This is a genomic window from Pseudonocardia sp. 2-7 (assembly GCF_056341085.1).
This window is the reverse complement of record NZ_CP094507.1, coordinates 835,944-852,955: the sequence shown is the minus strand read 5'-3', so window position 1 is coordinate 852,955 and position 17,012 is coordinate 835,944. Positions and strand designations below refer to the sequence as shown.

At 70.8% G+C, this 17,012-nt stretch carries 21 protein-coding genes, 1 tRNA gene and 1 pseudogene; 15 read left to right on the top strand and 8 right to left on the bottom strand.

Annotated elements, in window-relative coordinates; translation table 11 throughout:
- Window positions 1-4 precede the first annotated feature (4 nt).
- Window positions 5-211, bottom strand: a complete 207-nt coding sequence (locus tag MTO91_RS04345; RefSeq protein WP_208818810.1) for a hypothetical protein — start codon at window positions 209-211, stop codon at window positions 5-7.
- Between the two features lie 85 nt (window positions 212-296).
- On the opposite strand from MTO91_RS04345, the gene MTO91_RS04340 reads away from it, so the two are divergent.
- The 4 genes from MTO91_RS04340 (at window position 297) to MTO91_RS04325 (ending at window position 2,429) form a co-directional block, all read left to right on the top strand.
- Window positions 297-896, top strand: a complete 600-nt coding sequence (locus tag MTO91_RS04340; RefSeq protein ID WP_405419316.1) for a TetR/AcrR family transcriptional regulator — start codon at window positions 297-299, stop codon at window positions 894-896.
- Window positions 897-904: 8 nt separating this feature from the next.
- Window positions 905-1,399 (top strand): hypothetical protein, encoded by a 495-nt coding sequence (locus MTO91_RS04335; RefSeq protein ID WP_405419318.1) that lies wholly within the window; start codon window positions 905-907, stop codon window positions 1,397-1,399.
- Window positions 1,400-1,581: 182 nt separating this feature from the next.
- The gene (locus MTO91_RS04330) at window positions 1,582-2,115 is read left to right on the top strand and encodes a putative immunity protein (RefSeq protein WP_476653854.1); all 534 of its coding nucleotides are present in this window, start codon (window positions 1,582-1,584) and stop codon (window positions 2,113-2,115) included.
- A gap of 29 nt (window positions 2,116-2,144) precedes the next feature.
- Window positions 2,145-2,429 carry a putative quinol monooxygenase gene (locus MTO91_RS04325; protein WP_208818807.1) on the top strand — a complete coding sequence of 95 codons (285 nt, stop codon included), beginning with the start codon at window positions 2,145-2,147 and terminating at the stop codon, window positions 2,427-2,429.
- Window positions 2,430-2,584: 155 nt separating this feature from the next.
- On the opposite strand, the gene MTO91_RS04320 is transcribed toward MTO91_RS04325, so the two are convergent.
- Together MTO91_RS04320 and MTO91_RS04315 are read right to left on the bottom strand one after the other, a co-directional pair.
- Complete coding sequence (locus MTO91_RS04320) at window positions 2,585-3,139, bottom strand: dihydrofolate reductase family protein (protein ID WP_251785838.1); 555 nt, start codon at window positions 3,137-3,139, stop codon at window positions 2,585-2,587.
- 5 nt (window positions 3,140-3,144) lie between these two features.
- Window positions 3,145-3,783: a dihydrofolate reductase family protein gene (locus tag MTO91_RS04315; protein ID WP_251785840.1), complete on the bottom strand. Its 639-nt coding sequence runs from the start codon at window positions 3,781-3,783 to the stop codon at window positions 3,145-3,147.
- Between the two features lie 340 nt (window positions 3,784-4,123).
- Between MTO91_RS04315 and MTO91_RS04310 the strand changes: the two genes are divergently transcribed.
- Both MTO91_RS04310 and MTO91_RS04305 read left to right on the top strand, forming a co-directional pair.
- Window positions 4,124-5,176, top strand: a complete 1,053-nt coding sequence (locus tag MTO91_RS04310; RefSeq protein ID WP_345647661.1) for an IS110 family RNA-guided transposase — start codon at window positions 4,124-4,126, stop codon at window positions 5,174-5,176.
- Between the two features lie 350 nt (window positions 5,177-5,526).
- Complete coding sequence (locus tag MTO91_RS04305) at window positions 5,527-6,870, top strand: PP2C family protein-serine/threonine phosphatase (protein WP_405419323.1); 1,344 nt, start codon at window positions 5,527-5,529, stop codon at window positions 6,868-6,870.
- A 234-nt stretch (window positions 6,871-7,104) separates the two neighbouring features.
- On the opposite strand, the gene MTO91_RS04300 is transcribed toward MTO91_RS04305, so the two are convergent.
- The 3 genes from MTO91_RS04300 to MTO91_RS04290 all read right to left on the bottom strand — a co-directional run bounded on the left by MTO91_RS04300 (window position 7,105) and on the right by MTO91_RS04290 (window position 8,624).
- Window positions 7,105-7,404 carry a DUF1905 domain-containing protein gene (locus MTO91_RS04300; protein WP_346108009.1) on the bottom strand — a complete coding sequence of 100 codons (300 nt, stop codon included), beginning with the start codon at window positions 7,402-7,404 and terminating at the stop codon, window positions 7,105-7,107.
- 687 nt (window positions 7,405-8,091) lie between these two features.
- Window positions 8,092-8,163: transfer RNA gene (locus MTO91_RS04295), tRNA-Leu, on the bottom strand.
- A 92-nt stretch (window positions 8,164-8,255) separates the two neighbouring features.
- The gene (locus MTO91_RS04290) at window positions 8,256-8,624 is read right to left on the bottom strand and encodes a hypothetical protein (protein ID WP_130288647.1); all 369 of its coding nucleotides are present in this window, start codon (window positions 8,622-8,624) and stop codon (window positions 8,256-8,258) included.
- Window positions 8,625-8,952: 328 nt separating this feature from the next.
- Between MTO91_RS04290 and MTO91_RS04285 the strand changes: the two genes are divergently transcribed.
- From MTO91_RS04285 to MTO91_RS04270, 4 genes and pseudogenes are all read left to right on the top strand, one after another.
- On the top strand, window positions 8,953-9,438 hold the full coding sequence (locus tag MTO91_RS04285; RefSeq protein ID WP_130288646.1) for a VOC family protein: 486 nt from the start codon (window positions 8,953-8,955) through the stop codon (window positions 9,436-9,438).
- Window positions 9,439-9,488: 50 nt separating this feature from the next.
- Window positions 9,489-9,794 carry a hypothetical protein gene (locus tag MTO91_RS04280; RefSeq protein ID WP_476653853.1) on the top strand — a complete coding sequence of 102 codons (306 nt, stop codon included), beginning with the start codon at window positions 9,489-9,491 and terminating at the stop codon, window positions 9,792-9,794.
- Window positions 9,716-10,330 (top strand): annotated as a pseudogene (locus MTO91_RS04275) (DUF6932 family protein); the annotation flags it as partial. The gene MTO91_RS04280 and the pseudogene MTO91_RS04275, both read left to right, overlap by 79 nt.
- Before the next feature lie 366 nt (window positions 10,331-10,696).
- Entirely contained in the window at window positions 10,697-11,623 is a 927-nt protein-coding gene (locus MTO91_RS04270) for a hypothetical protein (protein ID WP_130288643.1), read from the top strand.
- Between the two features lie 79 nt (window positions 11,624-11,702).
- Here the strand turns inward: MTO91_RS04270 and cutA are convergent, their stop codons facing one another.
- Entirely contained in the window at window positions 11,703-12,041 is a 339-nt protein-coding gene (gene cutA / locus MTO91_RS04265; protein ID WP_130288642.1) for a divalent-cation tolerance protein CutA, read from the bottom strand.
- Window positions 12,038-12,643, bottom strand: coding sequence for a helix-turn-helix transcriptional regulator (locus MTO91_RS04260; RefSeq protein WP_161152565.1), 606 nt, complete (start codon window positions 12,641-12,643; stop codon window positions 12,038-12,040). Before MTO91_RS04260 ends, cutA begins: the two co-directional genes overlap by 4 nt.
- 166 nt (window positions 12,644-12,809) lie before the next feature.
- Here MTO91_RS04260 and MTO91_RS04255 point away from each other — a divergent pair, with 166 nt between their 5' ends.
- The 5 genes from MTO91_RS04255 (at window position 12,810) to MTO91_RS04235 (ending at window position 16,932) form a co-directional block, all read left to right on the top strand.
- Window positions 12,810-13,232, top strand: coding sequence for a plasmid replication, integration and excision activator (locus MTO91_RS04255; protein WP_130288641.1), 423 nt, complete (start codon window positions 12,810-12,812; stop codon window positions 13,230-13,232).
- A gap of 120 nt (window positions 13,233-13,352) precedes the next feature.
- Window positions 13,353-13,808, top strand: a complete 456-nt coding sequence (locus MTO91_RS04250; RefSeq protein ID WP_130288640.1) for a hypothetical protein — start codon at window positions 13,353-13,355, stop codon at window positions 13,806-13,808.
- On the top strand, window positions 13,805-14,149 hold the full coding sequence (locus MTO91_RS04245; RefSeq protein ID WP_130288639.1) for a WhiB family transcriptional regulator: 345 nt from the start codon (window positions 13,805-13,807) through the stop codon (window positions 14,147-14,149). The genes MTO91_RS04250 and MTO91_RS04245 overlap by 4 nt, the downstream gene beginning before the upstream one ends.
- 160 nt (window positions 14,150-14,309) lie before the next feature.
- Window positions 14,310-15,974: an FtsK/SpoIIIE domain-containing protein gene (locus MTO91_RS04240; RefSeq protein ID WP_476653852.1), complete on the top strand. Its 1,665-nt coding sequence runs from the start codon at window positions 14,310-14,312 to the stop codon at window positions 15,972-15,974.
- Window positions 15,961-16,932: an IS481 family transposase gene (locus MTO91_RS04235; RefSeq protein ID WP_476651756.1), complete on the top strand. Its 972-nt coding sequence runs from the start codon at window positions 15,961-15,963 to the stop codon at window positions 16,930-16,932. Before MTO91_RS04240 ends, MTO91_RS04235 begins: the two co-directional genes overlap by 14 nt.
- The last annotated feature ends 80 nt before the right edge of the window (window positions 16,933-17,012 follow it).

Sequence of the window (17,012 nt, the reverse complement as noted above, 5' to 3'; positions counted from 1 at the left end):
CGGGTCAGCCCGCCTTCTCCCGCCGGTCGGCCACCACGACCACGACCGCGGTGACCACGAGCAGGACCGCGGGGTAGGCCCACGGCAGCGGCGGCGCGTCGCCGACCACGAAGGACCACAGGCCGATCCGGCCGGTGACCAGGTACTGCAGCAGCGGGATCACGCCGAGGACCACCCCGAGGAACCCGGCGACGTTCTGTGCCGTCTTCACATGCCCTCCCCAGATTGCAATGCACTCGCATTGCAACAGAGTGCGGCGCGAGTTGTCAATGCGACCGCATTGCTACGGTGGCGTCGTGCCCCGCTCCGTCGACCACGACACCCGACGCTCCGAGATCGCCGACGCCGTGCTCGCGCTCGTCGCACGGTCGGGCACCGAGGCGGTCTCGCTGCGCTCGGTCGCAGCCGAGGCCGGCATCTCGATGGGCCGCGTCCAGCACTACTTCGCCAGCAAGGACGCACTGCTGCTGCACGCCCTGGACCGGTCGCACCGGCGAATGGAGGAGCGGATCGAGGCCAGGGCCCGGGCAGTGGGCGGCGGCGACCGGACCGTCCTCGCGACGATCCTCGACGAGCTGCTCGGCGAGCACCCGCGGACCCGCGACGCGCTGCGCATCCACGCCGCCTTCGCCACCCGCGAGGTCGACGAGCGCGCGCGGGCGATCCTCACCGACGGCGACGACGAGATCCGCGCCCTCGCCGTCCGGGTCGTCGCCGACGCCGGATCGGCCGACCCCGACACCGACGCGCACGCCCTGCTCGCCCTGACCGGGGGGCTCAGCGCGGAGGTCGCGCTGCACGGCGCCCCCGTCGACCGCGCCCGGCGGACCCTGACCGCGATGCTCGACCGGCTCGCCCCCGCCACGGCGCGCGGACCGGCCGGCGACCCGGAATGATCCGGGCGGTGCGCCCCTGGTTCCCGCTCCTCGCCGGTTCGGTGTTCTACGCGTTCGCCCTGGTGTGGGCGGCCGGTGAGCTCCCCGAGCACGGGGTGCCGCTGCACTTCGACCCCACGGGCGCGCCGACCGCGTTCGGCAGCCGCGCCTGGTTCCTGACGCTCGGCACGCTGTTCGGGCTGCTCGTCGCCGGGACCGGTGCCGGGCTCTACCGCCTCGTCGCGACCGGCTCGCTGGCGCGGGTGTCGGTGCCGCACCGCGACTACTGGACGGCGCCGCAGCGGATCGGGCGGCTGCGTCGCATGCTCGCCGAGGACATGGGCCGGACCTTCGGCGCGACCCTGTTCCTGCTCACCGTGGTCCCGGTGACGGCGGTGTACGCCACCCGCACCGATCCGCCACGGCTGCCGGTCGGACCGCTCTGGGTGGTGCTGGCGCTGCTGGTCGCCGGGATCGTCGGGTACTGCCTCTACCTGGCGCGCTACCGGTACCGCCCGGCCTGAGCGCCCGTGATCACCGCGTCGGTGACGGGCCGGCGCAGGGCGTGCGCAGCTTCTCCGGGGCCGTCCGGCGGGGTCGCCGAGGTGGATCTCGTGGTGGCGGCCGGTCATGCGCAGCCCGGTTCCACCGTCGTCGGCACGAGCCCGTCCTGGCGGAGGTGCGCGCGGTACGGGAAGGTGCGGCGATGGCACGGATCGGACCGGGGGACGTCACCCTCACCATGGCCGACCTGCGGGTCGTGACCCGGTTCGCCGCGGAGTGCGCCGCCGAGGCCCTCCCCCTGTTCGACGCGCCCGGCGACGGCCGCCCCCGCGCGGCGCTCGCCGCGGCGTGGGCCTTCGCCGACGGCGCCAAGCGGTCGCGGCTGCAGCGGGTGACCGCCGTCGACGCGGCGCGGGCGGCGAAGGACGCCCACACCCCGGCCGGCAGGCACGCCGCGCTGGCCGCCGCCGACGCCGCCGCGTCCGCCTACCTGCACCCACTGGCGAAGGCCACCCAGGTCGGGCACATCCTGCGCGCGGCCGCCCACGCCGCGCACGCCGTCGAGCTGGCCGACGGTGACGCCCCCCGCAGCGGCGACGCGCAGCTCGACCGTGCCCGGCGGCGCGCGACACCGGAGCTGGTCGACGTCCTGTGCCGCTACCCGCGCGCGGCGGCCGGGCGCAGCCGCGTCGCCGCGCTGATCACCGCGCTGGACGACGCGCTGCGCGACCGATGAGTCCGGGGCCGCGCTGCGGTCTCTCCTGCATGCTGATCGTCGCGGGCCACCTGCTCACCGACCCTGCCGACCGGGACGCCCTCGTCGCCGAGGGGACGCGGGCGGTCGCGCTCGCGCGCTCGGCGCCGGGCTGTCTGGACTTCGCCCTGACCGCGGACACCCTGGACCCGGCGCGGGTGAACGTCTTCGAGCGCTGGGCGTCGGAGGAGGAGCTGCTCGCGTTCCGCGGCTCCGGGCCGGACGGGGACACCGCGGCCCGGATCCTGGGCGCGGACGTGCGGCGCTATGCCATCTCCTCGGTCGGCGACGCCTGACGCCCACGCGCCGCGGGCGTCCCGGCGGGTGCGTCCTTCGGCGAACGCCTCCGGCCGCCCGACGGGCACGAGGTGCCCGGCGCCGTCGACGGTCCCGGTGTGCGGTCCGGGGCGACGGCGGCGGCGCAGGTCGGCGTACCACGCGATGCTCCGGGTCAGCGGACGCGCTGGTAGCGCAGGTGCACGGTCCCGCCGTCGAACACGCGCTGCTCCACCAGCCGCAGCCGCAGGTCCGCGCCGAGCGGCAGGTACCGCTTCCCGCCGCCGAGGACGACCGGCACCACCCGCGGGCGGAACTCGTCGATCAGGTCCACCAGCGACGCGGCCAGCCCGGGCCCGCCCACGGCCAGCTCGCCGTCGGTCTCCTCCTTCAGCCGGGCCACCTCCTCCAGGGCGTCGGCGCGGCGGACGAGCCGGCACCCGGGCGCGACGGAGGTCAGCGAGTCGGAGAACACCACCCGGGGGATCGCGGTGTAGAGCTGCGCGAACTCCGCCTCCACCGGGTGGCCGTCGGCCCGCTCGGGGGCGGTCCAGAAGTCCTCCATGACGTCGTAGAGGTTGCGGCCGAACAGGAACACCGACGTCGCCCGGGTCTGGTCGTTGGACAGGCGGTGCACCTCCTCGTCGGGGTCGCCGAAGGCGATGCTGCCGGCGGGGTCCTCGACGAAGCCGTCGAGGGACATGCTCATGGAGTAGCTGAGGAAACCCACGGGTGTCAGACCTTCCGGTTCCAGAACTGGTGGATGCGCCCACTCGGCGAGGCGACCGACTCGACCGTGAACCGGTCCTCGACGCCGGTCAGTCCCTCCCACGGGGACACCCCACGCCCCAGCACGATCGGCAGGATCACCACGTGCATGACGTCGACGAGGTCGGCGTCGAGGAACTGCCGGATCGTCGAGGGTCCCCCACCGAGTCGCACGTCGAGGTCGCCCGCCGCCTCCTGCGCGACCGTCAGCACCTCCTGCGCCGACCCGTCGACGAAGTGGAAGCTCGTCCCGTTCGCGAACTCGATCGGCGGCCGCGGGTGGTGGGTCATGACGAACACCGGGGTGTGGAACGGGGGCTCGTCGTCCCACCAGCCCTGCCAGCCGTCGTCGGTCCAGGGGCCGGTCTGCGGGCCGAACTTGCGCCGCCCCATGATCTCGGCCCCGACGCCCTGGGCCCACGTGCTGGTCAGGGCGCGGTCCAGGGTGACAGGGGCGTCCACCCCGCCGATCCCGTGGATGAACCGCCCGTCGAACCCGGCGAAGAGCCGTCCGGCGTCGCCGATCGGGGCGTCGAGGGCCACGTGGTCGCCCGCGGCGTAGCCGTCGAGCGAGATGAACAGGTTGTGCACCCGGGTGCGGGGCATGGGGCCTCCTCGGTGAACACGCGGACCGCGTCACGACGGTGGACCGCAGGGGGCGGCGGAACTCATCTGTGAGTGTCGTATCGGTGCTCCTGGGAGGAGGACCACCAGGATCGGTGCCGGTGACCCAGCGTGACTCCGAACTCATCTGGCCGCTTCGGTGTGCCTTCGTGCCGACGTGTCCGCTGTGGTTGCCGGCACCGGCCTGGCCCACCAGGTTGGCCTGATCAGAAGCCTGTCCGCCCTGCGGCGTGACCCGTCACAGATGTGCCACTCGGTGACTCCACCCAGGCCGGTGCCGACCCGTGACCCGCTCCCTGCAGGAAGGACCGAGCCGGTGCCCATGCTGGCAGAAATGGTCGACGCCGTCGTCGGTGTCGACACCCACCGCGACACCCACGAGGTGGAGATCGCCCTCCCGACCGGGACCCCGGTCGCCACCTGCCAGATCAGCAACGACAGCACCGGCTACGCCGAGCTGCTCGCCTGGATCGTCGACCACTCGCCCGGCCCACGACTGGCCGTGTCGATCGAAGGAACCCGCAGCTACGGACTCGGACTGGCCCGCGCTGTGGCCGCAGCCGGACTGACAGTCATCGAGTGCGAACAGCCCAACCGCAAAGCCCGCCGGGGCAAAGGCAAATCCGACCCGATCGACGCGCACCTGGCGGTGCTGACCGCGCTACAGCTCAACGCCGACCAGCTCCCGACCCCGCGCGCCGACGGCGATCGCGAGGCGCTGCGGATCCTGCTCGGCGCCCGCCACGACCTCACCAGCAGCCACACCGCGCAGACCAACCGGCTCCGCGCGCTGCTGCTCGGCGGTGACGACACCGACCGACGCGCCGCCCGCGCCAGGCTCACCGACACCGTTCTGGCCGGGCTGGCCAGGCGCAGGAGCCCCCGAGATGCCGACCGGGCCCAGGCCGTGCGCCACGGTGAGCTGCGCCGTCTCGCGGTCGCGGTCCGCGAGGGCGCCCGCGCGCTCAACGCCAACCGCGCCCAGCTCCACGCCATCGTCGATGACCTCGTCCCCGGGCTGACCGAGCGCCGCGGTGTCGGCCCGGTCAGCGCCGCCCAGGCGATCGTGTCCTTCTCCCACCCCGGCCGGTGCCGCAACGACGCCGCGTTCGCCGCGCTCGCCGGCACCAGCCCACTCGAGGCCAGCAGCGGACGCACCAAGCGACACCGGCTCAACCGCGGCGGTGACCGGGCGCTCAACCGCGCCGTCCACACCATCGCCCTCACCAGGATGCGCTGCTGCGAGCGCACCCGCGCCTACGTCGAGCGGCGCACCGCCGAAGGCAAGTCCCCCCGCGAGATCCGCCGCTGCCTCAAGCGCTACATCACCCGTGAGCTCTACAGAACCCTCGCCGCAACCATGATCCCTACCTGAGGTCTTGACAGACATAGAAGCGTCGGTCGACGCGGGGTACGGCTGCCGGCCGGCGTCGTCCGGGGCCGGTTCGTCGTCGAGGCGGGGCGCGGTCCGGCACGGGCCGACGCCCGGAAGGGAGCGCATCGTGGACACCGTCGTGGCCGGACCGGCCGAGCAGCACCGCGTCCTCGACGAGCTGCTCACCCCGTCGACGCCGGACCGGTCGTCGCGGCTGGAGCGGGAGACCGTGCGCGTGACGGACCCGGCCGTCCTACGCTGTGCCATCGGAGGGCCCCGCACCGATCTCGCGGGCGGGGGTCGGTCCGCCGGGTCGTGGACCGGCCGACCACGTGGGCCAGGAGGCGGTTGTGGGCGAGGCGGTCGTCGGCGGGCTGACCCAGGCGGGCGGGTACCCGGACGCCGAGCGGGCCGTGTGCGACCGGGCGCGGCTGCTGGCACTGGCCAGGACCGGGCTCGGTCCGGCGGCCGACCCCGAGATGGACCGCATCGCGGAATGGGTGCGCCGCGCGCTCGGTGTGCCGACGACGCTGGTGTCGCTGGTCCAGGTCGACCGACAGGTCTTCCCGGGGATGGTCGGCCTGCCGGAGCCTGCTGCCGCCGAGCGGGCGACGCCGCTGACGCATTCGTTCTGCCAGCACGTCGTCGCGTCGGCGCAGCCGTTGGTGATCCGCGACGCCCGCGCGCATCCGCTCGTGTGGGACAACCTCGCGATCCCGGATCTCGGCGTCGTCGCCTATGCGGGTGTCCCCCTGACCGACGAGCGGGGCAGGGTCCTCGGCTCGCTGTGCGCGATCGACGGGCGACCGCGCGACTGGTCCGACGACGACCTCGCCACGCTGCACGACATCGCCCGCTCCTGTTCGGCCGAGCTCCGGCTGCGGCTGGCCCGGTACGACGCCGGTATCGAGGCCGGGCGCCGCGACCTGGTCGAGCAGTGGCAGCAACAGGTCGTCCGCGAGCTGCAGGCGGCCATGCTGACCGTCCTGCCCACCATCGACGGGTTGTCGATGGCCGCCCGCTACCGGCCCGCGGACTCGCGCCTGAACGTGGGGGGCGACTGGTACGACGCGATCGCGCTTCGCGGTGCCCGCGACCGGGACGGTCAGGCGGTGGCCGTCTCGGTCGGTGATGTGATCGGGCACGACCTCCCGGCGGTCACGCTCATGGGGCAGGTCCGGTGGATGCTGCGCCAAGCGGCGTGGGACCACTCGGCGGGGCCTCCGACGGCGGTCTTCGGCACCTTCGAAGCCGCCAACCGGGGGATCGGCCCGGGCGCCGCGGGCACCGCGGTGGTGGCCCACATGCACCGCCCGCCGGGCGCCCCGTGGGTGGTGCGCTGGACCAACGCGGGGCACCCCGCTCCCCTCCTGCTGCGGCCCGACGGCCGGACCGAGCTCCTGGCCGACCACGACGCCCTGTTCGGTTTCGCGATCACCGACGGGCTCGCGCGCACCGACCACGAGCTGGTCGTGGAACCGGGATCGACGCTGTTCCTCTACAGCGACGGACTGGTGGAGCGCCCCGGTTCCGACATCGACGAGACGACCCGGGCTCTGGTCGCGCTCCTCGACGGTGTCCGCGACGACGGACCGGAGGCCGTCGTCACCGCGGCGATGGAGTCGCTGCCCGAGAACACCCACGACGACGTCGTCGCCTTCGCCGTGCACTTCCACGCGGATCCGCCCGGATGAGGGTGGAGCCCGTGACCCTGCCGGGCGCTCGGAAGCCGATCGCGACGAACACGCCGGGAACGACGGCGAGAACGAGGTCGCGGACCAGCTCCACGACCACGGTCGCGCCCGCCGAGCGGCAGGGCCCGGCGCCGGCCGGGAGGAGGCCCGCCGGCCGGGACCTGGGTACGGCGTGGGGGACGCTGCCGAGCACGAACGCCGCGACCACCGCACCGAGCGTGGCGAGGACGGAGCTCAGTGACGGCCCAGGCGCTCGTCGAGATGGACGGTGACGGTGTCCCCGGTCTGCTTGCCGATCGTCGTCCGCACCGCAGCGGTCACGGGCAGCTTGTGCGTCCCGTCGCCGAGCGCCATGAAGGAACTCCGGAACGGGTGGCCGTCGATCGTGCCCCGGACCTTGACCGGTCCGCGGGTGCCGAAGAACTCGGCCGACCAGTCGGTGCGCAGGTAGACCCACCCGCCCGGTGCGTCGCTCTTCTCGAGCGTGGCGGTGAACGTGTGGTCGAGGGCCTGGGAGGCGACGGGATCGCTCATCGGGTTCTCCTTGTCGGACGGATGTCCACGGGTCGGCCGACCTGGACAACGAGGGAGACCGGCACGGGGCCGGGGAATCATCGACGGCGAAGCCGTGGCGACACCGCAGGCACCACCCCTGCGGCCGGCGCCACGGACAGTCGGTCCGCCGGGCCGACCGGCTCGCCGGCTCAGATCCGCCATCGGACTCCCGGCGCCGCCAGGTCGGCCTGGAACAGATTCCTCGCTCTCCGTCGTGCCGAGTTGTCGTCCAGGTCGGTGACACTTCCGCCCGGGGGTCGGGAAGGCGCCGGCCTGCGTCACCGGGAGAGCGGTGGAGCGACACCTCCGACCTGTCGGACACACTCCCGCCCACCGCTGGTCCTGGCGGCGGTGTTCGGCGGAGCGGTGCGGGCAGGGCACGGCTCGACGCGGGCGGCGCCGTCGACGCAGGTCGCCGAGTGGGCCGGGCACCGCGTCGTCGTCCCGCTGCAGATCTACGCCACGTGTGTGTGCGGCCAGGAGGACGCGGCCCGCCAGCGCATCGCCGAGGCCCTCGGGGAGCCCGGCCGTGGCCGGAACGTCGACACGTGGTCGACACAGCCACCCGGGGGGCACCGGTTCCCGCCGGTCACAGCCGGACAGTCGCCTCCTGGCCTCGACGGGCGAAAACGCTGGTCAGGGGCGTAGATTCGCGGTCGGAACGGGTGCCCCCGGTGGGAGTCGAACCCACACCGGTGACCCTTTTAAGGGGAGGCCCTGCGCACCCTGTTCGATGGCCCTGACCTGCAATAGTTCCGTCGCCCGGTCGGTCCGGTCACAAACTTCAGCACGTATTCGGCACGGGGATCGACGAACGGTGCGGGTGACGGCTACGCCGTGTCGGCGAGTTGTTTTGCCTTGGCGAGGCGCTCGGACACAGTGGTATCGCCTCGACCAGGTGGACACGCTCGGAGGTATCGCTCGAGAATCGCGACCTCTGCGAGGTGGTCGCGTTGGCGCCGGTAGATGACGGCGGCTCGCTTCGTGTACCCAGGCGGAGGGTCCATGGTCTTAATCGCGGCGGCCCGTTCAGCGGCAGCGATGATCTCCAGCAGCAGAGTCAGTGACTCGTCGTCTCGTCGCTGCTTCCGCAGCTCGTCAAGGTGTGGGACCCACTCGGTGAAGTGTCGTCCACGAACCTGTCCCGCGGCTTCGACAGCAGCATTGATCTTCTTAAAGTCGGGCAGATCTGGTGCCATCGACGCCAAGCTAGCGGGTGGTCGCGCGGGGTTCGCTACCCCACTCCCCTGCCTGGTGGTGATCTCCTCGCGGCGCGGGCTTGCCCCTGCCGGGCCGAGGGGCGGGGTGCAAGGTACTCAGTCCCGCCTTGTGCCCCGCCCCTCGGGCTGGCTGCCGTCTCGGCGCGCCGTGAGGAGATCACCACCCACGCCACACTCCCCCTGATCTCCGAAGCGGTGTCGGGTGTGGGCAGCGCCCACCATCTCTTCGAGGGCGACAATCTTGTGAGGCCGTGCCGGATATGCCCGTCTGCCCGCTACGCTCGGCGGACTCGTGAAGGGGGCCGACATGACCAACGTGTCGCAGGAGACCACGGTGACGTGCGGGTGTTGCGGCGCTCCGAAGCCTCCGGACGAGGTGGCGCGGCTGAGCCATCACCCCGAGATCGCGGTGTGTGGCGGCTGTGTGCACGGCATGGCCGGTCGGCTGGCGAACCGCCCATCGATCACGCCGATCTTCCCGGTGCACGACATGCCGGCAGCCCGGGAGTTCTGGACCCGTGCGGGCCTACAGGTCGAGGAGTACAGCCCGGAGTACGCGTTCGTCATGTTCGGCGACGCGGAGGTGCTGCATCTGGATCTGCGGGCCGAGCTCGACCCGGAGCACAACGCCGCGGCGGTCTACATCCACATTCCCGATCCCCACGACTGGCACGCCCGCCTGAAGGCGCAGGGCCTGCCGGTTAGCGACGTCGTGGTCGAACCGTGGGGAATGATCGAGTTCAGTGTGAAGGACCCGAGCGGGAACCTGATCCGGATGGGCCGCAACGATTGAACCGCTGCTGGCCCGGGAGTGTCGCTACCCGCGCCGGGCACCATGTAGAGATGCGCGTTGAGCTTCTGGTCGTGACGGACTGCCCGAACGAGCGCCCGACCTTCGAGCGTCTGCGCCAGGCCCTCGACGACGCCGGACATGAGGACACTCCGATCGCGGTCCGCATCGTCACCGAGGACACGGTGGGCTCGATCCCGGCGTTCGCGGGTTCCCCGACGGTCGTGATCGATGGCGCCGATCCGTTCGCCGAGCAGGTCTCGCCCGGAGCGGGTCTGTCGTGCCGGGTCTACCGATCCGCAGCTGGGATGGCTGGAGCACCGTCGCTGGACGACCTGAGCCGTGCTCTGGCTCGCTGAATGCCTCCGGGATAGGCGTTCGTCCCGTGGCAGTGGGGCCGGGTAGCCGGACCCGACGCCGCGAACGGGCCGGAGGTGTAGTGAGCGAAGCGGCGGGGCCGGCGTGGCCGGCCCCGCGCCGCCGGAGGCGGCGCCTTGATCCCCTAGAGGCGGATTCGGCACGTCCGGTGAGGTGCGTCACTACTGGGCACGGAGAACCCGATCGCTGCCCGTGGCTAACAAGACACCGCTCGTGCACGACTCCATATCCGTGGACGTGTTGGAAAGGCGCGGGCGTGCTGCCTGAGCTGGTCGTGAGCGAAGACGACGAGCAGCAGTTCGTCCTGCCGTGGTCCGAGGAGCCGTGGCCAGCGACCTGGCAGGAAGTCGAACGCACGTTCGGGACGACAGATCATCGACGGTCGCTACTGAGTCTCGCCTCGTCTCGCCTGTTTGAGCTCCAGGCAGCAGGCATACCGATCTACGCGGCGTGGATCAACGGCTCCTTCGTGACCGCCCGGGAGCACCCGAACGACATCGACGTCGTTGTCCTGATCGACGGTGATCGTTCCGCCGCCAGCCGCCAGCCGCGAGGCCACCGGCCTGAGCCCAGCAGCGTGGCTGGACGCAACCCACGTTCTTCGGAATGCCCGATACGAACGTGGCGGGACGGCTGCCGACCATCGCTCGGACTTCCGGTTTGTGACGTTCTATGCAGAAGAGGCCCGCTGGACAGCAACAGCCCAGGACGAACTGGATCACTGGTTTACGGTTTGGTCTCGTCTCGAGGTTGGACCACGGGATCGATCGGGGCGGGGCAAGATGGTGGAGGACGCGAAGGGCTTCGTAGAGGTGAGGTGGTGAGCGTGTCGGGTGTCGACCGGCCCACCTTTCGGCGCGCTGGGCCGCGGAGGCGGGGCGAGGTGGCCAGCCCGCAAGCGGATCTTGCCGCCTACGACGAGCTCCTGCGGCGCGTCCCATCTGACTACCCGGGGCTGCCGCTCATGCTCCAACGACGCGAAGAGCTTTCGCAAGCTGTCGTTGGTCCGCCTGCGACACTAGAACTACATCTCGATGGCGGCGACGTTATCGGCCACTCAACCTCAGCTAGACCACTTTCGAACTTCGTTCGCTATTTAGACGAAGCAGTCAAGGAGCTGGCAAAAAGCATCGCGGGGATTGGAAAACTCTCGGGATCCCTTCGGGTTACACCCGGATTCGGGAGCGTTCTACTCACAATATCAGCCCCACAGATTTCCGCTGATAGCGGAGCCGCACTCGACATGGCCGCGGAACGTATCGAGGTAGACGGCCTACGGAAGCTAGTTGCCCTAATGGCTATTGCGGCAGCCGACGACGACCCCACGTCCTCAGAGCTGAGCGCAGCCATGTTTGACTTAAATCCCGCATCTCGTAGATCAGTCGCGCAATTCGCGAAAGCCACAGCTGATGCAGAGTACGAAGTTTCCGGCAGCTGGAGCGACTCGCGGAACGGAACGGTACAGGTAAATATGGGGCTCGCGGCAGCCAAACGTCTGCGTCGCACTGCAAGCGAAACCGTTGATCAAGTCGAGTATACGACGATCACAGGCACTGTCGATGGCTGGGAATGGTCGACGTCGCGCCTCTCGTTCGCTCCCCGTACCGGAAAGACGTTTAGAGCATCCGTGCCGGAGCGCCTGTCACGTACCGTGGCATCACTTATTTCTGATCGCGAGCTGACAGTTGCAGCGCGTTTTGCGGTACACGAGAAGGTCGCACGAGGAAGTTCAATGGCGACAAAACGGGCTTACACTCTCGAGGAGATCGAGGTCAAGGGAGAGCAAGGCGACCTGCGGGATGAGGAGTAGCTCGCAACCGGTCGGAGTCAAGCAAGAGCTGCAAGAACGTCTCTCCGCCGACTCCGTTTTAGAGGAGAGAAGGATCTGATCAGCCCTGCCGGGTCTCCGCCGCAATCCACTCAAGATAACGCGGGTTACCGTCATAAATGGGACGAGCACTCACGCTCGGCACCATATAAGGGTGATCTTTCTCGGCGCGCTCTACTATCCTCGCAACAAGCGACCGTCTCGTATGCAGCGCCACACGCCCCTCGGTGCGTTCGCGCAATTCACCGTCCCACCGGTACGCAGATCGCACTGGCTCAAAATTGTGTGCATTAGATGCCAGTCGATCAGCCACGAGAGATCTGGCGAATTCGTACAGCCATTCCGGGTCAGGCGCGGTGACAACGACTTCGCACAACTCAATCTGCCCGCCGGTGATCATGCGATGCCGCCTCGCACTGCCACAAGCTCAGACATCGCCCGCTCAGAATCTTTAGCAGTCTTACCCATGGTTGCCCAACCGGTCATAATATTGTCGTCGTAGCCGAGCCCCACCCATCGACCGGTAAACTCGATTCCGTGAGGGTGCATGGCCAGAAACATCGTGCCCTTCGACCGAACAGCCCCGTCAGCCGCCGCGTACCAGCCGGTGAGAATCTGGTTGTCCCAGAGGCGCAGCTCGCCTGACCACAAATAGCCACCCTCTGCCTGACTGAGTCCACGCTGAGTTGCGGCAATGTGCACGAGGTCGCCCTCCTGACGCATGCGCACAGGCTGCGTGGCGACCTTCTCGACGCCGTCGCGGGTCGTCTGCCATGACGCCCACCAGTCTCCACTCAGCGAGACGCGCCCGGGCGCGCGGCCGGCCAGCTCGCTCACCGACACCCCGAGGGCGTCGGCGATGGTCAACGCGACCGACAGCAGCGGCTGCTGCTCCCCCGCCTCGTAGCGACGAATCTGCCGGGTGTCGATGCCGGCCACCCGCGCCAGGTCGGCCTGCGACATGCCGAGATCCGCTCGACGCCTCCGGATCACTTCGCCCATTTCCACGCACCCCATCGTCGTAGGACTTCCTAATCCTTGACAACCGGACTAGTTCGCCTCACTGTAGGACTTGTTAGTCCGCAACAGGGGCGGGCAAGTCCGCTCCGTCGGTCTGACCTCGGCACACCCGACCGTGTCGCCGAGCAACCCGAGGAGGGCGCCAGTCATGGCGATCAAGAACAAGTTCCCCGTCGCGATGGGCGACGTGTTCCCCCACGGCGCGTTCGTGGTGTCCGAGGTCGAGCCGGTCCGGGACTTCGACAAGTCCTCCCCCGGCCGCCCGGTCCAGCAGACCGACAAGGAGACCGGGCTGCCGGTGTGGTCGGTCTCGGTCCTCGACGCCGACCCCGAGGCCCGCCGCACCGACAAGACGGTCACGGTGAAGATCGCGGCACCGCACCAGCCGGTCCCGCCCGAGGCCGCCGCAGGGCTGCCGTTCCGCCCGGTCGAGTTCGACGGCCTCACCGTCACCCCGTACGTGCAGGAGACCGGAGGCCGGCCCCGCGTCGCCTACAGCTTCCGCGCCGCCGGGATGCGCGCCCCCGGCCACCAGCGCCCGGCCCCGGGCAAGAACCAGGACGCGGCCTGAGCTGCCACTCACCCACCGCGTCAGGTGGAGGGAAGCCCGTCCGTAGCGGGCTCCCCTCCGATCTTCCTCGCCCCTCGTAGCCCTGCCAGGCACTAAGACTCGGAAGGACACCGAGCGTAGATGCACACCTCCCTACCCCGTCATGCCCACACCACGACCGACCCCACCGACGCCCAGGTCGTGCCGGTGGCCCGTCTCGTCGAAGCCGGCCTCCGCCGCACCAGCCGCGCGATCCGCGACACCGCCCGACCCTCGGCCGGGGACCTGCTCGCCCACGCCGCCCGGGCCCGTCGGCTCGCCGAGCTCCACACCCGCCGGGCCCGCTGGTGGGCCATTCTGCAGCGCGACACGGCCACCAACTACGCGCCGGTCGTCTACGTCCAGGCCGTCGTCACCGCGGTCATGGAGAACGAGCGCCAGGCCCGCTACTGGACCGACACCGCCGACGACTGGCAGGCCCTCGCCGACGGCCGACCCACCTCCGACGTCGCCGGGGCCATGTCCAACTGGGCCGACCTCGGCCTCACCGACCCCGCCGCCCCCGGGCTCCCGGACACCTCGGCGGTGGCCCGATGAGCGCCCCGAGCCAGGGCCGGCCGGTGCTGCGGCTGGTCCCGATCACCGACCCCACCGCCGCAACGACCGATGTCCGCTGGCGGGATGACGCCGCGTGCGCCGGGCTGGACACCGAGCTGTTCTTCCCCGTCGACGACCGCGCGGCCTCGGTCGAGACACCACGTCGGGTGTGCCGGGGCTGCCCGGTCCGCGCCGCCTGCCTCGCCGACGCGCTCGCCACGGAGGACCCGGCCCGGCGCTACGGCATCACCGGCGGTACCACCCCCGGCGAGCGCCGGACTCTGCACCGCGCCGGGCTCACCATCACCACCACCCCGGCCGCCGGAGGTGACGTCGCATGAACGCCACCAAGCCGACCCGCCCGACCCGGTGCGAGGTCTGCCGGACACCGCTCCACGAGCGCCCCGACCCACGTCGCCGCCGGTGCGCCGATCACCTCGACCAGCTCGCACTGGTCCCGCTGTCCACCGTCCGCACCGCCCGTGGCAAGGGAGGCCGAAAGTGATCACCGCTGCTGCCTCACCGGCCGATGTGCCGCTGTCGGTCAACCAGATCCTCACCGTCGGCGGCGCCCTGGCCGCGGTCACCGTCTACCTGCTCTACAAGATCGGCCATTACCTCGCGAAGGTCCTGGAAGCCCTCGCCACCGCCGCGGTCGTGTTCCTCGCCCTCTGGTTCGCCGCCAAGGGCCTCGTCCTCGCGGTCGTGTGGGCGGTCCGGCACTGGCGCACCACTACGACAGTTGCCGTGGTATCGGCGTGGTGCTGGTGGTGGGGCTGGCTGTCGCTGCTACTCACCCTCACCGCCGTGACGGTCGTGCTCGGGGTGTGGCGGGTCACGTCGCTGCCCTCGTTCGACCACTGGGCCGGACGTCACCTGCGCTCCTGGTGGCAGCGCTGGCTCGTCTACGCACCCCGGATGCCGCGCTGGCTGCGCTCGGTCGGCCTCACGGTCCCCGACCGCGGCGGGGCCACGGTCATCCAGGTCAACCCGCTGCGCCGCACCGCCACCGCCCCCCGGGAGCGACCGCGCCGCGACCAGCTCCCCCGCATCCTCTCGGTCCGCTCCGGACCCTCGTGGGACGAGGTCAAGGTCCGTCTGGTCGCCGGGCAGACCCCGGAGGACTTCGACACTGCCGCCCGCGCCCTCGCGGTGGCTCGCGGGGTGAACCGCTGCCAGGTCCGCGAACTGAGCCCGAACGTGGTGTCGATCGACTACCAGCGCCGCAACCTCCTCGACGCCGTCGTCACCGCACCCGACCTCGACGCCATGGCCGGCCTCCCCGGGGACGCGATCGACCTGGACCGGGTGCTGTCCGGAGCTACCGAGTACGGCACACCGTGGCGGCAGTCGATCCGCGGTAGCCACACCCTGATCGGCGGCGCCACCGGGGCAGGCAAGGGCTCCCTGATGTGGACGCCCCTGCTGTCGATCGCCCCGGCCATCCGCGACGGCCTGGTCCGGGTCAATGGCATCGACCCGAAGGGCATGGAACTGGCCTACGGCCGCGACGTGTTCCACCGCTACGCCGTCACCAGCAAGGACGCCCTGGCCCTGCTCGACGACCTGGTCGAGCAGATGGAAGCGCGCAAGCGCGAGCACGCCGGAACCACCCGCCTCGTCCCGATCACGACCGAGACTCCGTTGGAGATCGTGGAGTTCGACGAGATCGGCGCCCTGCTCCGCTACGTCGGCGACCGCAAGACCCGCGAGGCCATCACCGAACGCATCGCGCTGCTGACCACCCAGGGCCGGGCGCTGGGGTTCACCGTCCGCGGTTACGTGCAGGAGCCGACCAAGGACACTGTCCCGGTGCGGGAGTTGTTCCCGCGCCGCATCTGCCTTCGCGTGGCCTCCAAGAGCCACGTCGGGATGGTCCTGGGCGATCAGGCGTACGACCGGGGTGCGTGGGCGAACCGCATCGGCGAGTCCGAACCCGGTGTCGGCTACCTGTTCGGGGAAGGCGTCCGCGAGCCCCTGCGCGTGCGCGCCGCGTGGGTTCCGGATGACGCGATCAAGGCCCTAGATGTACCCGGCCAGGAGGTTGGTGACGGTGCGGATGTCGCGACACGCAGTCGCGAGTCGTTGATCGTGAGGAGAGCCCCCAGGTGGGGTGTGGCTTGTCTAGGACCCACACCACCTGGAGGCTCTCGTGGCCCACCGTAATGCCCGCCTGACGTTCCACGGCCGGGTCCTGCTGGTCGACCGGATCGTGCGTCAGGGACGTCCTCGTGCCCACGTCGCGGCGGAGATGGGGGTCTCGCGCCAGTGCGCCGGCCGCTGGGTCGCCCGCTACCGCGCCGAAGGCGAGAACGGCCTGCACGACCGGTCCTCGCGCCCGCATCGCTGCCCAACTCGCACCACGGCCGACACCGAGGCTCGCGTGCTGGCCGTGCGCGCCCGCGACCGTCGTGGGCCCGATGAGATCGGCCCCGAACTCGGCCTCACCCCACGCACGGTGTCGCGGATCCTGCGCCGCCACCACGTCCCCTACCTGCGTGAACTCGACCCGCTCACCGGTGAGCGCATCCGCGCCAGCAAGACCACCGCGGTGCGCTACGAACGCGCCCGCCCCGGCGAGCTGGTACACATGGACGTCAAGAAGATCGGACGCATCCCCGACGGCGGCGGCTGGCGCGCGCACGGCCGCGCCAGCCGCGACGCCACTCGCGACCGTTCGACCAGAGTCGGGTTCGACTACATCCACTCGCTGGTCGATGACCACTCCCGGCTGGCCTACTCCGAGGTCCTGACCGACGAGAAGGGCACCACCTGCGCCGGGTTCCTCGCCCGGGCCGCGGGCTACTTCGCCAGACACGGCATCACCAGGATCGAACGGGTCATGACCGACAACGCCTGGGCCTACAAGTGGTCCCTACGGTCAGTGGTCGCCGACCTCGGGGCCCGGCAGGTGTTCATCAAGCCGCACTGCCCCTGGCAGAACGGCAAGGTCGAACGTCTCAATCGGACCCTGGCCACCGAGTGGGCCTACCGGCAGGTCTTCACCAGCAACGCCGAACGCACCGCAGCGCTTGCCCCCTGGATCGAGCACTACAACACTCGACGACGCCACAGCGCGCTCGGCGGGCTCCCACCGACCAGCCGACTGGCACCAACGTCATGACCGGGTACACCTAGAACGGTTCGTCACCGCCCCCTCGCCCGACCCGGCCCGCCGCCCCGCGCCGGTGCTGCCGTTCCGCC